The sequence below is a fragment of the Streptomyces sp. NPDC045968 genome (assembly GCF_056430475.1).
In genome coordinates this window covers 622,715-638,587 of record NZ_JBWKLF010000003.1, presented here as the reverse complement: position 1 = coordinate 638,587, position 15,873 = coordinate 622,715, and the positions used below count along the sequence as shown (strand labels likewise).

Here is a 15,873-nt window from a genome sequence, read left to right as displayed (position 1 = left end):
CCCCGGAACCTGATGGTTCCGGGGGCCGCTGCGTCGTCAGGTGGGGGGGGGGACGACTCCGGCGTCCGTAGGTGGTTGGGACGACTCCGGCGTCCGTACGCCGCCGCGCGGGCGGCCGGGCTCAGTCCTCGCCCTCCAGATCGCCTTCCGTCTCCAGGAAGACCTTGCGCAGGGCGTCGAGGACCGCGGGGTCGGGCTTCGCCCACATACCGCGCGACTCGGCCTCCAGGAGGCGTTCCGCGATGCCGTGCAGCGCCCAGGGGTTGGCCTGCTGGAGGAATTCGCGGTTCGTCGGGTCCAGGACGTACGTCTCGGTCAGCTTGTCGTACATCCAGTCGGCGACCACGCCCGTCGTCGCGTCGTACCCGAAGAGGTAGTCGACCGTCGCCGCCAGCTCGAAGGCCCCCTTGTACCCGTGGCGGCGCATCGCCTCGATCCACTTGGGGTTGACCACCCGGGCCCGGAAGACGCGCGAGGTCTCCTCGACCAGCGTCCGTGTCCGGACGGTCTCGGGGCGGGTCGAGTCACCGATGTACGCCTCCGGGGCGGTGCCCTTCAGCGCGCGGACCGTGGCGACCATGCCGCCGTGGTACTGGAAGTAGTCGTCCGAGTCCGCGATGTCGTGCTCACGGGTGTCGGTGTTCTTCGCTGCGACCTCGATGCGCTTGTACGCGGTCTCCATCTCGTCCCGCGCGGGGCGACCGTCCAGCTCGCGCCCGTACGCGTATCCGCCCCACACCGTGTAGACCTCGGCGAGGTCGGCGTCCGTGCGCCAGTCGCGCGAGTCGATGAGCTGGAGCAGACCCGCGCCGTACGTACCGGGACGGGAGCCGAAGATACGTGTGGTGGCGCGGCGTTCGTCGCCGTGCTCGGCCAGGTCGGCCTGGGTGTGCGCGCGTACGTAGTTCTGCTCGGCCGGCTCGTCGAGTGAGGCGGCCAGCCGTACCGCGTCGTCCAGCAGGCCGATGGTGTGCGGGAACGCGTCGCGGAAGAAACCGGAGATGCGCAGCGTGACGTCGATGCGCGGCCGGCCGAGTTCCTCGTACGGGATCGGCTCCAGGCCCGTGACACGGCGCGAGGCGTCGTCCCACACCGGGCGGACCCCGAGCAGCGCGAACGCCTCGGCGATGTCGTCGCCCGCCGTACGCATCGCGCTCGTACCCCACAGCGACAGACCGACCGAGGTGGGCCAGTCGCCGTTGTCGTTGCGGTAGCGCTCCAGCAGCGAGTCGGCGAGTGCCTGTCCGGTCTCCCAGGCGAGCTTGGAGGGGACGGCCTTCGGGTCGACGGAGTAGAAGTTGCGGCCGGTCGGCAGGACGTTGACCAGACCGCGCAGCGGGGACCCGGAGGGGCCGGCGGGCACGAAGCCGCCGTTCAGCGCGTGGACGGTGTGGTCGAGTTCGTCGGTCGTCGCGGCGAGGCGCGGCACGACCTCGCGGGCGGCGAAGTCGAGGATGTCGGCGACCGCCTGCGGCTGCCCCGCGGCCACCGCCGCCACTGCCGACGGGTCCCAGTCCGCGTCCTCCATCGCCTGGACCAGGGCGCGGGCCTGCTCCTCGATCTCGTCGGCCGCGGTGCGGGTGGCAGCCGACTCGTCGAGGCCGAGGGCCTCGCGCAGACCGGGCAGCGACGACGTTCCGCCCCAGATCTGGCGGGCGCGCAGGATCGCCAGGACCAGGTTGACGCGCTCCTTGCCGGTCGGGGCGCCGCCCAGGACGTGCAGACCGTCGCGGATCTGGACGTCCTTGATCTCACAGAGCCAGCCGTCGAGATGCATGATGAACTCGTCGAAGCCCTCGTCCTCGGGACGGTCTTCGAGCCCCAGGTCGTGGTCGAGCTTCGCGGCCTGGATGAGGGTCCAGATCTGGGCGCGGATCGCCGGGAGCTTCGCCGGGTCCATCGCCGCGATCTGGGCGTGCTCGTCGAGGAGTTGCTCCAGCCGCGCGATGTCGCCGTAGCTGTCGGCACGGGCCATCGGCGGCACGAGGTGGTCGACCAGGGTGGCGTGGACCCGGCGCTTGGCCTGGGTGCCCTCGCCGGGGTCGTTGACCAGGAACGGGTACACCAGCGGCAGGTCACCCAGGGCCGCGTCCGGGCCGCAGGCCGCGGAGAGACCGGCGTTCTTTCCGGGCAGCCACTCCAGATTGCCGTGCTTGCCGAGGTGGATCATCGCGTCGGCGCCGAAGCCGTTGTCCTCGGCGGACGCGGCGATCCAGCGGTACGCGGCCAGGTAGTGGTGCGAGGGCGGCAGATCGGGGTCGTGGTAGATCGCGATCGGGTTCTCGCCGAAGCCGCGGGGCGGCTGGATCAGGATGAGCAGGTTGCCGCGGCGCAGGGCCGCGAGCACGATGTCGCCCTCGGGGTTGCTGGACCGGTCCACGAACATCTCGCCGGGTGCCGGGCCCCAGTGCCGCTCGACGGCCTCGCGCAGTTCGGCGGGGAGCGTGGCGAACCAGCGGCGGTAGTCGGCCGCCGGGATACGGACCGGGTTGCGGGCCAGCTGCTCCTCGGTGAGCCATTCCTGGTCGTGGCCGCCGGCCTCGATCAGGGCGTAGATCAGTTCGTCGCCGTCGCCGGAGACGAGGCCGGGGATCTCTTCCTCGGGGCCGAAGTCGTACCCCTCCGCCCGGAGCCTGCGCAGGAGTGCAACGGCGCTGGCGGGGGTGTCGAGGCCGACCGCGTTGCCGATACGGGAGTGCTTGGTCGGGTACGCGGAGAGGACCAGCGCGATCCGCTTCTCGGCGGCCGGGATGTGACGGAGGCGCGCGTGCCGTACGGCGATTCCGGCGACCCGTGCCGCGCGCTCGGCGTCCGCGACGTAGGCGGGCAGGCCGTCCTCGTCGATCTCCTTGAAGGAGAACGGCACGGTGATCAGTCGGCCGTCGAACTCGGGGACCGCGATCTGGCTGGCGGCGTCCAGCGGGGACACGCCCTCGTCGTTGTCCTCCCAGTCGCTGCGCGAACCGGTCAGGCAGAGCGCCTGGAGGATCGGTACGTCGAGTCCGGTCAGCGCGCCCGCGTCCCACGACTCGTCGTCCCCGCCCGCGGACGCCTCGGCGGGCCGGGTGCCGCCCGCCGCGAGGACCGTGGTCACGATGGCGTCCGCGGCGCGGAGTGCGTCGATGAGCTCGGGCTCGGGGGTACGGAGCGAGGCGACGTACAGCGGCAGGGGGCGGGCCCCCGCGTCCTCGACGGCCGAGCAGAGGTCGTCGATGAACGCGGTGTTCCCGCTCATGTGGTGGGCGCGGTAGTAGAGCACCGCGATGGTGGGCGCGCCCTCGGCGGGCCGGCGGGCGGTCCGCTCCAGCGGACCCCAGGCCGGGGCCGGGGCGGGCGGGTCGAAGCCGTGGCCGGTGAGCAGGACGGTGTCGGACAGGAACCGGCCCAGCTGCGCCAGGTTGGCGGGGCCGCCGTGCGCGAGGTAGGCGTGCGCCTCGGCGGCGATGCCGATGGGAACGGTGGAGGCGGCCATCAGCTGGGCGTCGGGCGCCTGTTCGCCGGTCAGTACGACGATGGGGCGGCCGGTGGCCAGCAGCTGGTCGAGGCCCTCCTGCCAGGCGCGTATGCCGCCGAGCAGACGGACGACGACGAGGTCCACGCCGTCGAGGAGCTCCGGGAGGGTGTCGAGCGTGAGCCGGGAAGGGTTGGCGTAGCGGTAGCTGACCGGGCCTTCCGATGCGCGGGCGCTCAGCAGGTCGGTGTCGGACGTCGACAGAAGCAGAATCATGCTGCGTCAGGCCTTCCTCGGGGTGTCCACGCCCCGGGCGGTGTCGGAATGGGGTTCCCCCCGCCCGGACGTGTCCGGGCATTCGGGAAAGGGAGTTCCTGACTCGCTCGGCCGGGTCTCGGCCGGGCTCACAGTGGCGGGACCGCGCCGGAATCTCACCGGGCTTCCTCCCCTGTCGCCGTCTGGCGATGGCGGTCCGAGTGACCGCCGTGTGCATCCTAAGCGGCGGGGGTGGGCGGATGGGGGGCGCCCGGGATCTTGTCCTCGGCGCCGGACGGGGCGCTGGTCGGCCGGGGCCGGGGCGGGGGTTCGCCCTCAAGCGCCGGACAGGCCGGGGGCGGTGGGCGGGCCGCCAGGCTTGGAGGCGTTGGCCGCCAAGCTCGGGTTGTCGTCATAGGTCGCGCGGTCTCAGCCCGTTCGGCGGTTGAGGCCGGTCTGTGGACTGAGCCGAGCCCCCTCCCGCCTGGCTGGAAAAATGGCCGGGTACGGACGCCCGGTACGGCCCCGGGGTCCGCGTCCTCAGGTGGCCGGAAAAATGGCTGGGGGCGGACCTCCTCGGCGAAGGGGGACGGCGGGCGTCGCCCGGACCGGCCGAGGGGGCGTGCGGGGCCCCGCACGGAGCCGGCGTACCTGCCGGTCTCGTCCGGCTTCCGGGTGCCGCGCCCGTTTCGGGCAGAGACCCCGGAGGGCCCCGCCCCGCCCACCGGACCTCGCGGACCGTTCGGCGTCCGGTCCGGCATCTCGCCGGGCCCCGCCGGCGCCGGTGTGATGGTCGGTATGCTCGCCGCCATGTCCGCATCCGCCCTTTCGCCCCGGTCCCAGGGCGCCGCCTGTGCCCGGAGCAGTGGTGATGCCTGCCCCGGCACCCTGCGGCTGCACCGCGCGGACGACGGCGCGCTCGCCCGGGTCCGGATACCCGGCGGGGTCCTGACCGTCATTCAGGCGGAGGCCCTGCACAAAGCGGCCCGGCGGCTCGGTGACGGCGACCTCCATCTCACGTCACGCGGCAACGCCCAGCTCCGCGGTCTCGCCCCTGACTGCGGCCCCGAACTGGCCCAGTTGCTCGGGACCGCCGGACTCCTGCCCTCCGAACGCCACGAACGCGTACGGAACATCGTCGCCTCCCCCCTCTCGGGCCTCGACGACCGCGGGCTGCCGGACATCCGCCCGTGGCTGACCGAGCTGGACCGGCTGCTGTGCCGGAGCGAGAGCGCGACCGCCCTCTCCGGCCGCTTCCTCTTCGCCCTCGACGACGGCCGCGGTGACGTGGACGCCCTCGGCGCCGATGTCACCCTGACCGCGGCCCCAGAGGACCCCGCGGGCCCCGCGGACCCCGAACGAACAGACCCCGCGGACCGCGGCACCGCCCTGCTGCGGATCGGCGCCGGCGACACCGTCCTGCGCCTGCCCGCCGCGGACGCCCCCCGCGCCGCCCTCCTCGCCGCGGAGACCTTCCTGGACGCCGCCCGGCCCTCCGGCGCCTGGCGCGTGAAGGACCTGCCCGACGACATCCGTACCGCACTGCCCGCCCGCATCGCACGGCAACTCGGCGGGATCACCACCGCAGAAGCCCCCCGCCCCGCGCGGGCGACCCCGCCGACCCCCGGCCCCGTCGGCCGGCACGGCACGGTCGCCCTCTCCACGGGCGTACCGCTCGGGCGTCTCGGCCCCGCCCAGTGGCAGTTGCTCATCGAAACCGCCCGCCGGTGCGCCGGCGAGCTCCGCCTCACCCCGTGGCGCGGCGTCATCGTGCCCGGCGCGCCCGCGGACCGGGCCACCGGACTGCTCGCCGAGCTCGACGCGGCCGGTCTGATCACCGGCCCCGCTTCCCCGTGGACCGGCGTGGGCGCCTGCATCGGGCGGCCCGGCTGCGCCAAGTCGCTGGCCGACGTACGGGCCGACGCGGCGGCCGCCGTCGGCCCGCCGGGGCGGCTGCCCGTGTACTGGTCCGGGTGCGAGCGCCGGTGCGGCCACCCGCACGGGGAGTGGGTCGACGTGGTCGCCACCCCCGAAGGCGGCCACCGGATCACCGTCGTACGCGATGACGGCCCGCACGATCCGGTGACCGTGCCGCCGGACACGATCTCCCTGGCCACCGCGGTGGCCACGGCCCGGGGCGCCCGCGGCAAAGCCGCCACCGGCGCCCGCTCATGACGGACCGCCATCACCCCGGCCGTCCCCCTCATCCCGACAGAGAAAGCGAAGGCACTGTGCATCAGTACGAGAAGGACGGACCGGCGATCTACCGCCAGTCCTTCGCCACCATCCGCGCGGAGGCGGATCTGGCAGGGCTGCCCGCCGACGTGAGCCAGGTCGCCGTCCGCATGATCCACGCCTGCGGCATGGTCGACCTCGTACGCGATCTCGCCTTCTCCCCGGACGCGGTGGCGCACGCCCGTGCCGCACTGCGGTCCGGCGCGCCGATCCTCTGCGACGTGGCCATGGTCGCGAGCGGTGTCACCCGCAAGCGGCTGCCCGCGGACAACGAGGTGGTCTGCACCCTGTCCGACCCGTCCGTGCCGGAGCTCGCGGCGAAGATGGGCACCACCCGCAGCGCCGCAGCCCTCGAACTGTGGCGGGACCGCATGGAGGGCGCCGTCGTCGCCGTCGGCAACGCGCCCACCGCCCTCTTCCGGCTGCTGGAGATGATCGAGGAGGGCGCCCCGCGCCCCGCAGCCGTCATAGGCATGCCGGTCGGCTTCATCGGAGCAGCCGAGTCCAAGGACGCCCTGGCCGCCCACCCGTCCGGCCTGGAGCACATGATCGTGCGCGGCCGCCGAGGCGGCAGCGCGATCGCCGCGGCAGCCCTCAACGCGATCGCCAGCGAGGAGGAGTGACCGTGACCACCCAGCAGAGCACGGACAGCACGCGCGGCCCCCGGTCCACCGGCCGGCTGTACGGCGTGGGCCTCGGCCCGGGCGACCCGTCCCTGATGACCGTACGGGCCGTCCAGGTCATCGCCGAGGCCGACGTCGTGGCGTACCACAGCGCCCGGCACGGCCGCTCCATCGCCCGTTCCATCGCGGCCGAGCACCTCCGTGCCGACCACATCGAAGAGGCGCTGGTCTACCCCGTCACCACGGAGACCACGGACCACCCGGGCGGCTACCGGGGTGCGTTGGAGGAGTTCTACACCGAGGCTGCGGCCCGCCTCGCGGTGCATCTCGACGCCGGGCTCACCGTCGCCGTGCTGGCCGAGGGCGACCCGCTGTTCTACGGCTCGTACATGCACATGCACAAGCGGCTCGCGGACCGTTACGACACCGAGGTCATCCCCGGTGTCACCTCCGTCAGCGCCGCCGCGGCCCGCCTCGGCACCCCGCTCGTCGAGGGCGAGGAGGTGCTGACGATCCTGCCGGGGACCCTGCCCGAGGAGGAGCTGACGGCACGTCTCGCGGCCACCGACTCCGCGGTGGTGATGAAGCTGGGCCGTACGTTCCCCGCCGTGCGCCGCGCCTTCGAGGCTTCCGGGCGGCTGCCCGAGGCACGGTACGTCGAGCGGGCGACGATGGCCGGGGAACGCACCGGCGACCTCGCGGACACCGACGCCGATTCGGTGCCGTACTTCGCGGTCGCGGTACTGCCGAGCCGGATCGACGCGCCGCGCCCCGAGCGCCCGCCCGGCTCCGGCGAGGTCGTCGTCGTCGGCACCGGGCCCGCGGGTCCGCTGTGGCTGACGCCCGAGACGCGCGGGGCGCTGGCCGCCGCCGACGACGTGGTCGGTTACACGACGTACCTGGACCGGGTTCCGGTCCGGCCGGGCCAGTCGCGCCACGGCTCCGACAACAAGGTCGAGTCCGAGCGCGCCGAGTTCGCCCTCGACCTGGCCGGGCGCGGCCGGCGCGTGGTCGTGGTGTCGGGCGGTGACCCGGGGGTCTTCGCGATGGCGACGGCGGTGCTGGAGGTGGCGTCGCAGGACCTGTACAAGGACATCGCGGTACGGGTGCTTCCGGGCGTGACCGCGGCCAACGCCGCCGCCGCCCGCGCGGGCGCCCCGCTCGGCCACGACTACGCCACCATCTCGCTGTCCGACCGCCTCAAGCCGTGGGAGGTCATCGCCGAGCGGCTGCGCGCGGCGGCCTCGGCGGACCTGGTGATGGCGCTGTACAACCCCGGCTCGCGCAGCCGGACCTGGCAGGTGGGCAAGGCCCGCGACCTGCTGCTGGAGCACCGCTCCCCGGACACCCCCGTGGTGCTGGGCCGCGATGTCGGCGGGCCCGCGGAGAGCGTGCGTACGGTACGGCTGGCCGATCTCGACCCGGACGAGGTCGACATGCGGACGATCCTCATCGTCGGGTCCTCGCAGACCCAGTGGGTGCGGCGGGGCGGCGGCCAGGAGATCGTCTGGACGCCGCGCCGGTATCCGGAGGCCCAGGACGGGTCCGGCACGGCCTAGGGAGCGTCCGTCACCGTCTCCCGCAGCCAGGCCACGGCCTCCTCGGGTGTGCCGGCCACCGGGACCCCTTCGGGTACCGGCGGCCGGCCGACCACGATCACCGGGATCCCGGCCTCCCGGGCGGCGGTGAGCTTGGGGGCGGTCGCGTCGCCGCCGCTGTCCTTGGTGACGAGGACGTCGATGCGGTGGCGGCGTATCAGGTCCCGTTCCCCGTCGAGGGTGAACGGGCCCCGGTCGAGCAGGACCTCCATGCGCGCCGGGTACGGCGCGTCAGGGGCGTCCACCGAACGCATCAGGAACCACGGCTCGTCCAGCCCCGCGAACGCGGCCAGTCCCATCCGCCCCGTCGTGAGGAAGACGCGCCTGCCCAGCGCGGGCAGCAGCCCGGCGGCGGCGGTCAGGGAGCCGGCCGGGTGCCAGCGGTCGCCCTCCACGGGCACCCACCCTGGGCGGCGCAGTGCCAGCAGGGGAACATGGGCTGAGGCGGCGGCCGCAGCCGCGTTGAAACTGATCGTCTCGGCGAAAGGATGGGTGGCGTCGATGAGGGCATCCACGCGGTGCGCACGCAGCCACTCGGCCAGCCCCCCGGCTCCGCCGAAGCCGCCGATCCGCACCTCCCCGGGCGGGAGCGCGGGACGGGCCACGCGGCCCGCGAGCGAACTGGTCACCCGCGTTCCTGCGGGCAGGGTGTCCACCAGCGACCCGGCGAGCCGCCGGGCTTCCGTCGTGCCGCCGAGCACGAGTACATGCAGACGCATCGGATGGTCCATCCATGAGCAGTGAGGCGAAGGGCGGGCGCAGCGCCCAACTCAAACACACCGGCCTGCGGCCCGGGTGGACCACCGGCGCCTGCGCGACCGCCGCGGCCACGGCCGCGTACACGGCGCTGCTGACCGGCGACTTCCCCGATCCGGTGACGATCACACTGCCCCGGGGACAGACGCCGTCCTTCGCCCTGGCGGTGGAGGAGCTGTCCGCCGACCGGGCCATGGCCGGGGTGGTCAAGGACGCGGGCGACGACCCGGACGTGACGCACGGGGCGCTGGTACGGGCGACCGTGCGCCGCTCGGAGCCGGGCTCGGGGGTGGTGTTCCGGGCCGGTCCCGGCGTGGGCACGGTGACGCTGCCCGGGCTGCCGCTCGATGTCGGGGAGCCGGCGGTCAACCCCGTGCCCCGGCAGATGATGAGTGAGCACATGGCGCGGGTGGCGGCGGAGCACGGCGGCTCCGGGGACGTGGAGATCACCGTCTCCGTCGACCACGGCGAGGAGATCGCCCGCTCCACATGGAATCCGCGCCTCGGCATCCTGGGGGGTCTGTCGATCCTCGGTACGACGGGTGTCGTGGTGCCCTACTCCTGCTCGGCCTGGATCGACTCGATCCGCCGAGGGGTGGACGTGGCCCGGGCCGCAGGCCACACGCATGTGGCGGGGTGCACCGGCTCAACCTCGGAGAAGACGGTGGTGGCCGAGTACGGGCTGCCGGAGATCGCCCTGCTGGACATGGGGGACTTCGCGGGTGCGGTGCTGAAGTACGTACGCAGGCACCCGGTGGACCGGCTCACGGTGTGCGGCGGGTTCGCGAAGCTGTCGAAGCTGGCGGCGGGCCATCTCGACCTGCACTCGGCCCGCTCCCAGGTCGACAAACCGTTCCTCGCGGAGCTGGCGCGGACGGGCGGCGCGGACGAGGCCCTGGCGGAGCGGATCGCCACCGCGAACACGGGTCTCGCGGCGCTCCAGCTGTGCGCTGCGGCGGGGGTCCCGCTGGGCGACCTGGTGGCGGTGGCCGCGCGCGACCAGGCGCTGTCGGTGCTGCGGGGGGCGCCGGTGGCGGTGGACGTCATCTGCATCGACCGTGCGGGGGCGGTGGTGGGCCGCAGTGCGGTGCGGTAACCACGGGACCACCACCCCGAGCCAGGTCCGGCACCCCGAGCCCGATCCGGCGCCTCCGAGCCCGTCCCGCGTGTGAGGACGGGCCCCGGAATCCGGACCGGGCCCACCACACCTCGGCCCCCAGGCGTCAGCACACGTGCCGGTCACGTTCCGGCGAGTACAGGTGGCTGTCCCGGAACTGCTCCGCCCCCAACGTCCGGCCCACCATGATCACCGCCGTCCGGATCACCCCCGCCGCCTTCACCTGGTCCGCGATCGAGTCCAGCGACCCCCGCAGAATCAGCTCGTCGGGCCGCGAGGCCATCGCCACCACGGCCGCCGGGCAGTCGGCCCCGTAGTGCGGCAGCAGTTCCTCGACCACCCGGTCCACGTACCGCGCCGCCAGATGCAGCACGATCAGCGCACCGCTGCGGCCGAGCGTCGCCAGGTCCTCGCCCTCCGGCATCGCGGTCGCCCGCTGCGCGATCCGCGTGAGGATCACGGTCTGACCGACCGTCGGCACGGTCAGTTCCCGCTTCAGCGCGGCCGCCGCCGCCGCGAACGCCGGCACCCCCGGCACCACCTCGTACGGCACGTCCGCCTCGTCCAGCCGCCGCATCTGCTCGTTGACCGCGCTGAACACCGACGGGTCGCCCGAGTGCAGCCGCGCCACGTCGTGCCCCGCCGTGTGCGCCCGTATCAGCTCCGCCGTGATCTGCTCGATGTCGAGCTGCGCGGTGTCCACCAGCCGCGCGTCCGGCGGGCAGTCGTCGAGCAGTTCGCGCGGCACGAGACTGCCCGCGTACAGGCAGACGGGGCTCGCGGCGAGGATACGGGCGCCACGCACCGTGATCAGGTCGGCCGCACCGGGGCCCGCGCCGATGAAGTACACGGTCATCTGTTGTCTCCTGAGTGTTTGCGTACGGACCACTGGGTTACGGGCATGGCCTGGCGCCAGCCGGTGAAGCCGCCGACCGGAACGGCATGGGCCACCGCCAGGCGTACCAACTCGCCGCCGTGCACCCGGTACCGCTCGGCGAGCAGCGCCTCCGACTCCAGGGTGACCGTGTTGGCGACCAGCCGGCCACCGGCAGGCAGTACGTCCCAGCAGGCGTCGAGCAGGCCGGGAACGGTGAGCCCGCCGCCGATGAACACGGCGTCGGGCGCGGGAAGTCCGGCGAGGGCGTCCGGCGCCCGGCCGCTGACGACCCGCAGACCGGGGACCCCGAGCCGGTCCGCGTTGCGCGCGATGCGCAGGGCCCGCTCCGGGTCGCGTTCCACGCTGATCGCCCGGCAGGACGGCGCGGTCCGCATCCACTCGACGGCGATCGATCCCGAGCCGCCGCCGATGTCCCAGAGGAGTTCACCGGGGGCGGGCGCGAGCGCGCCGAGCGTCGCGGCCCGCACATGCCGCTTGGTGAGCTGGCCGTCGTGTTCGTACGCCTCGTCGGGCAGCCCCGGTACGGCGCCGAGCCGCAGGGCGCCCGGTGCGCGCACGCACTCCACCGCAACAACGTTCAGCGCATCGCCCGCCGGCCGCGCCCACGTCTCGGCGACCCCCTCCGCACAGGTTTCCCTCTCGCCGCCGAGCTGTTCGAGGACCCGCATCCGGCTCGGCCCGAATCCCTGCTCGCACAGCAGGGCGGCCACCGCGGCGGGGGTGGCGGCGCCGGCGCTCAGGACGAGCAGTCGGCGCCCCTCGTGCAGTGCGGCGGCCAGCCGGGCCGCGGGGCGGCCGACCAGCGTGACGACCTCGGTCTCCTCCAGCGGCCAGCCGAGCCGGGCGCAGGCGTGGGAGACCGAGGACGGGTGGGGCAGGACGTGCAGCGCACCCGCCCCCAGCTCTTCGGTGAGGGTGCGGCCGATGCCGTAGAACATGGGGTCACCGCTGGCCAGCACGGCGACAGCGCGTCCCGCGTGCTCGGCGAGCAGCCCCGGGACGGCGGGCCTGAGCGGCGAGGGCCACGGCACGCGCTGCCCGGCGCAGGACGCCGGCAGCAGCGCGAGCTGACGCTCGCCGCCGATCACGACGTCGGCCGCGAGGAGCGCCGCACGTGAGGCGTCCGGCAGGCCCGCCCATCCGTCGGCACCGATGCCCACGACGCTCACGGCACGCGAAGGCTCAGGGGCGGATGGTATGGACGGTATGGCGGGTGCGGAAGTCAAGGCCGGTACCTCGGTGTTCGGGGAATGACGCAGCCGAACTCTACTGTCAGGCCCCGCCGGGCACCCCGGCCGCACCCGATGCCGCTCGGCGGCGAAGTGATTGCGCGGAGTGACGCCGCAGGGTGATTCCGGAAGGACTTCCGCGCGGTGTCGAGATTCCGCCCCCGGTTCCGACGTCCCCTGTGAGAGCCGCCCACGGGGGGCGGCGCCCCGACCGAGGAGAAGGAATCATGAAGTACCTGGTGATGGTGCAGGGCTCGCAGGCCGACTACGACGCGATGGGCGGCAAGGCGTCCGCGCAGAGCCCGGCCTGGAGCGAGAAGGACGTGCAGGAGATGTTCGCCTTCATGCAGGGGATCAACGACGACCTCGCGGAGTCCGGCGAGTTCGTGGACGGCCAGGGCCTGGCCGAACCCGCGAAGACCCGCTTCGTCGGTGTCGGTGAGGACGGGCGGACAGTGGTCACGGACGGTCCGTACGGCGAGACGAAGGAACTGCTCGCCGGGTACTGGGTCCTCGACTGCGAGAACCTGGAGAGGGTCACCGAGATCGCCGCACGCATCGTGCGCTGCCCGCAGCCCGAGGGCGCGCCCGTGTACCCGGTGGTGATCCGGCCGATCGACGAGGGCCCGTGCTGAAAGGTGCCGTGTGAGCCGTACGACCGGGATCGAGGACCTGCTGCGCCGGCACGCGCCGCAGGTCCTCGGCGCGCTCGTACGGCGGTACGGACACTTCGACGCGGCCGAGGACGCCGTACAGGAAGCTCTGCTCGCGGCGGCCCGCCAGTGGCCGGCCGACGGGCTGCCGGACAACCCGCGCGGCTGGCTCATCAGGATCGCGTCGCGCCGGCTGGCCGACCAGCTCCGCAGCGAATCGGCGCGGCGCCGGCGCGAGGAGACGGCGGCGGCGCTCACCCCACGGGACGCCTTCACCGCTCCGCCGCCCGGTGAGAGCCGCGCCCCGTCCGAGGACGACACCCTCACCCTGCTCTTCCTGTGCTGCCACCCCGCGCTGTCCCCCGCCGCCCAGGTGGCGCTGACCCTGCGGGCGGTGGGCGGTCTGACCACGGCGGAGATCGCCCGCGCCCATCTGGTGCCCGAGGCGACCATGGCGCAGAGGATCAGCAGGGCGAAACAGAAGGTGCGGGGCACGCCCTTCCGGCAGCCGGTGCCCGAGGACCGTGACCAGCGGCTCTCCGTCGTGCTCCAGGTGCTCTACCTGATCTTCAACGAGGGGCATACGGCGACCTCGGGCCACGATCTGCACCGTGCGGACCTGGCCCGCGAGGCGATCCGGCTGACCCGTTCCGTCCGCGGCCTGCTGCCCCGGGAGGGCCGGGTGACGGGCCTGCTGGCCCTCATGCTGCTCACCGAGGCACGCAGCGCGGCCCGCACGGGACCGCACGGCGAACTGATCCCGCTGGACGAGCAGGACCGTACCCGCTGGGACCGACACGCGATCGCGGAGGGCACCGCCCTGGTGGCCGAGGCCCTGTCCGAGGGGCCCGCCGGGGCCTATCAGATCCAGGCGGCGATCGCCGCACTCCACGACGAGGCCGAGCGCGCCGAGGACACCGACTGGCCGCAGATCCTCGCGCTGTACGACGTCCTCGTGCGGCGCGCGGCCGACCCCATGGCGGAGCTCGGCCGGGCGGTCGCCTTCGCTATGGTGCACGGCCCCCGCGCCGGCCTCGCGGAGATCGACGCCCTGGCGGACCGGCTGGCGGGTCACCACCGGCTGGATGCCGTACGCGCCCACCTGCTGGAGAGGGCCGGGGACCGGGACGGGGCCCGCGCCGCCTACGGGCGGGCCGCCGCCCGCACCCTGAGCGAGCCCGAGGTCCGTTATCTGCGCACGCGGGCGGCCAGGCTGGCGCCCTGAGGACGCGGGGAGGCCGGACCCGTCGGCGACACCGTCAGCCGGTCGCGTCCAGCTTCGTGCGCTGTTCCGGCGTCAGTTCCAGCTCCACGGCGGCCAGGCTCTCGTCGAGCTGCGCCACCGACGACGCACCGACCAGCGGAATCATCGGCACCTCGCCCCCGATCAGCCACGAGAGCACCACCTGGTTCACGGTGGCCCCGGTCTCCTTCGCCACCTCGTCCAGCACAGCCAGCCGCGCGGGCGTACCGGGGTGGTCGTGCTCGGGTCCCAGCGGCTTGTCCGGGCGCACGTAGGCACCCGCCAGCAGCGGCGAGTAGGCGACCATCGCGAGCTCCGGTTCGGCGCGGAGGTAGCTGAGCATGTCCCCGCCCACCACACCCTGGCTGCCGCCGGAGATCTGGCTCGGCAGATCGGTGCGCTGCCGCAGGTACGTGTGGTGGTACTGGAGGACCTCGTACCCGGGCAGTCCCGCCGCCTTGGCGATGTTCCTGGCGCGTTCGACCTTCCACGCACTGTGGTTGCTCACGCCCAGCAGGCCGGCCGTGCCCTCCGTGACCAGGCCGGCGAGAGCCTCGACGGTCTCTTCGAGCGGGACCGTCGGGTCCTCGATGTGTGCGTACAGCAGGTCCAGCTTCGCCGTACCGAGACGCTCCCGGCTCTGCTCCGCGGCGGTCCGGATCGCCGCCGCCGACAGCCCTTCGGGATTGTCGAGGTAGCCGGTGCCCTCGGCGAGCGGGCTGGCGCCGAGCTTGGTGGCGACGACGATCTCGTCCCCGACGCCACGGCTGCGGCGCCACCGGCCGATCACGCTCTCGCTCTCGCCGCCGCGGCTGTCGGCGAACCAGTACGCGTAGGCGTTGGAGGTGTCGACGAAGGTGCCTCCCGCCTCGACGTACCGGTCGAGGATCGCGCAGGACGTCTCCTCGTCGGTGGCCGTGCCGAAGAGCATGGCGCCCAGGCTCAGGACGCTGACCTCGCGCCGGGTCTCCGGGGTGGTGCCGATCGTGCGGTAACGCATGGGAGTTCCCCCTCCTGCGCCCGCCGGTCGCGGGCTCCGGGAGGGAGTCTGGATCTTCGCGTGCACTCCAAGTCAACCGTCACGGAGCGCCGGGGGCGGGGCGGGCGCGTGGAGCCATCGGCAGCAGTCCGACTCGCAGACGGCCCCCGCTCTCGCGATCATCGAGGAATGACCAAGAGCAACGAAGGCAAGGCCGTCACCCTGCGGATCGCCCAGCAGCCCGAGGCGGACGAGCTCCTCGGCCGCAGCGCGCTTGCCGCTCTCGTCGGCATGCTGCTGGACCAGCAGGTGCCGATGGAGTGGGCGTTCACCGGCCCGTACACGCTGGCGCGGCGGATGGGGGGCGACGATCTGGACGCCCATGACATCGCCGCCTACGACCCCGACGCCTTCACCGCGCTCTTCACCGGGAAACCCGCGCTGCACCGGTACCCCGGTTCCATGGCCAAGCGGGTGCAGCAGCTGTGCCAGTACCTCGTGGCGGAGTACGACGGCGAGGCGAGCGCCGTATGGGCGAACGCGGCGACCGGGGCCGAGCTGCTGGAACGGCTGAACGCCCTGCCCGGATTCGGCACCCAGAAGGCGCAGATCTTCCTGGCGCTGCTGGGCAAGCAGTTCGGTGTACGGCCCACGGGCTGGCGGGAGGCGGCCGGCCCGTACGGCGAGGCCGGCTCGCACCGCTCGGTCGCCGACATCACCGGTCCCGAATCGCTGGCCGAGGTGCGCGCGTACAAGCAGGAGGCGAAGGCAGCCGCGAAGAAGGAGGCCGGCACGGGCGCGTCCGGTAAGCCGAGCGCCAAGAAGTGATCACGAAC

At 73.6% G+C, this 15,873-nt stretch carries 12 protein-coding genes and 1 riboswitch; of the genes, 7 read left to right on the top strand and 5 right to left on the bottom strand.

Annotation, left to right across the window (positions count from 1 at the left end; all coding sequences use genetic code 11):
• Positions 1-121: 121 nt before the first annotated feature.
• Positions 122-3,727 (bottom strand): cobaltochelatase subunit CobN, encoded by a 3,606-nt coding sequence (gene cobN / locus AC07FA_RS12555; RefSeq protein WP_479075066.1) that lies wholly within the window; start codon positions 3,725-3,727, stop codon positions 122-124.
• A gap of 67 nt (positions 3,728-3,794) precedes the next feature.
• A riboswitch (cobalamin riboswitch) is annotated at positions 3,795-3,943 on the bottom strand.
• A 561-nt stretch (positions 3,944-4,504) separates the two neighbouring features.
• Here cobN and cobG point away from each other — a divergent pair.
• The 3 genes from cobG to AC07FA_RS12540 are packed head-to-tail and all read left to right on the top strand — an operon-like array spanning position 4,505 to position 8,123.
• Complete coding sequence (gene cobG / locus AC07FA_RS12550; protein ID WP_479075065.1) at positions 4,505-5,881, top strand: precorrin-3B synthase; 1,377 nt, start codon at positions 4,505-4,507, stop codon at positions 5,879-5,881.
• Between the two features lie 56 nt (positions 5,882-5,937).
• Entirely contained in the window at positions 5,938-6,564 is a 627-nt protein-coding gene (locus AC07FA_RS12545; protein WP_479075064.1) for a precorrin-8X methylmutase, read from the top strand.
• Positions 6,565-6,566: 2 nt separating this feature from the next.
• The gene (locus tag AC07FA_RS12540) at positions 6,567-8,123 is read left to right on the top strand and encodes a precorrin-2 C(20)-methyltransferase (protein WP_479075063.1); all 1,557 of its coding nucleotides are present in this window, start codon (positions 6,567-6,569) and stop codon (positions 8,121-8,123) included.
• Here AC07FA_RS12540 and AC07FA_RS12535 read toward each other — a convergent pair.
• Positions 8,120-8,881 carry a cobalt-precorrin-6A reductase gene (locus AC07FA_RS12535; protein WP_479075061.1) on the bottom strand — a complete coding sequence of 254 codons (762 nt, stop codon included), beginning with the start codon at positions 8,879-8,881 and terminating at the stop codon, positions 8,120-8,122. The genes AC07FA_RS12540 and AC07FA_RS12535 overlap by 4 nt on opposite strands.
• A gap of 14 nt (positions 8,882-8,895) precedes the next feature.
• Between AC07FA_RS12535 and AC07FA_RS12530 the strand changes: the two genes are divergently transcribed.
• Complete coding sequence (locus tag AC07FA_RS12530; protein WP_479075060.1) at positions 8,896-10,014, top strand: cobalt-precorrin-5B (C(1))-methyltransferase; 1,119 nt, start codon at positions 8,896-8,898, stop codon at positions 10,012-10,014.
• Between the two features lie 127 nt (positions 10,015-10,141).
• Here AC07FA_RS12530 and cobM read toward each other — a convergent pair whose 3' ends face one another.
• Positions 10,142-10,891 carry a precorrin-4 C(11)-methyltransferase gene (gene cobM / locus AC07FA_RS12525; RefSeq protein WP_479075059.1) on the bottom strand — a complete coding sequence of 250 codons (750 nt, stop codon included), beginning with the start codon at positions 10,889-10,891 and terminating at the stop codon, positions 10,142-10,144.
• Positions 10,888-12,102, bottom strand: a complete 1,215-nt coding sequence (gene cbiE, locus AC07FA_RS12520; RefSeq protein ID WP_479075058.1) for a precorrin-6y C5,15-methyltransferase (decarboxylating) subunit CbiE — start codon at positions 12,100-12,102, stop codon at positions 10,888-10,890. The genes cobM and cbiE overlap by 4 nt, the downstream gene beginning before the upstream one ends.
• A gap of 287 nt (positions 12,103-12,389) precedes the next feature.
• Here cbiE and AC07FA_RS12515 point away from each other — a divergent pair, with 287 nt between their 5' ends.
• Positions 12,390-12,797 (top strand): YciI family protein, encoded by a 408-nt coding sequence (locus tag AC07FA_RS12515; RefSeq protein ID WP_479075057.1) that lies wholly within the window; start codon positions 12,390-12,392, stop codon positions 12,795-12,797.
• A 10-nt stretch (positions 12,798-12,807) separates the two neighbouring features.
• On the top strand, positions 12,808-14,040 hold the full coding sequence (locus AC07FA_RS12510) for an RNA polymerase sigma factor (RefSeq protein ID WP_479075055.1): 1,233 nt from the start codon (positions 12,808-12,810) through the stop codon (positions 14,038-14,040).
• 34 nt (positions 14,041-14,074) lie between these two features.
• Here the strand turns inward: AC07FA_RS12510 and AC07FA_RS12505 are convergent, their stop codons facing one another.
• Positions 14,075-15,058: an aldo/keto reductase gene (locus AC07FA_RS12505; protein WP_479075053.1), complete on the bottom strand. Its 984-nt coding sequence runs from the start codon at positions 15,056-15,058 to the stop codon at positions 14,075-14,077.
• A 168-nt stretch (positions 15,059-15,226) separates the two neighbouring features.
• On the opposite strand from AC07FA_RS12505, the gene AC07FA_RS12500 reads away from it, so the two are divergent.
• On the top strand, positions 15,227-15,865 hold the full coding sequence (locus AC07FA_RS12500; protein ID WP_479075052.1) for an HhH-GPD-type base excision DNA repair protein: 639 nt from the start codon (positions 15,227-15,229) through the stop codon (positions 15,863-15,865).
• Positions 15,866-15,873: the final 8 nt, after the last annotated feature.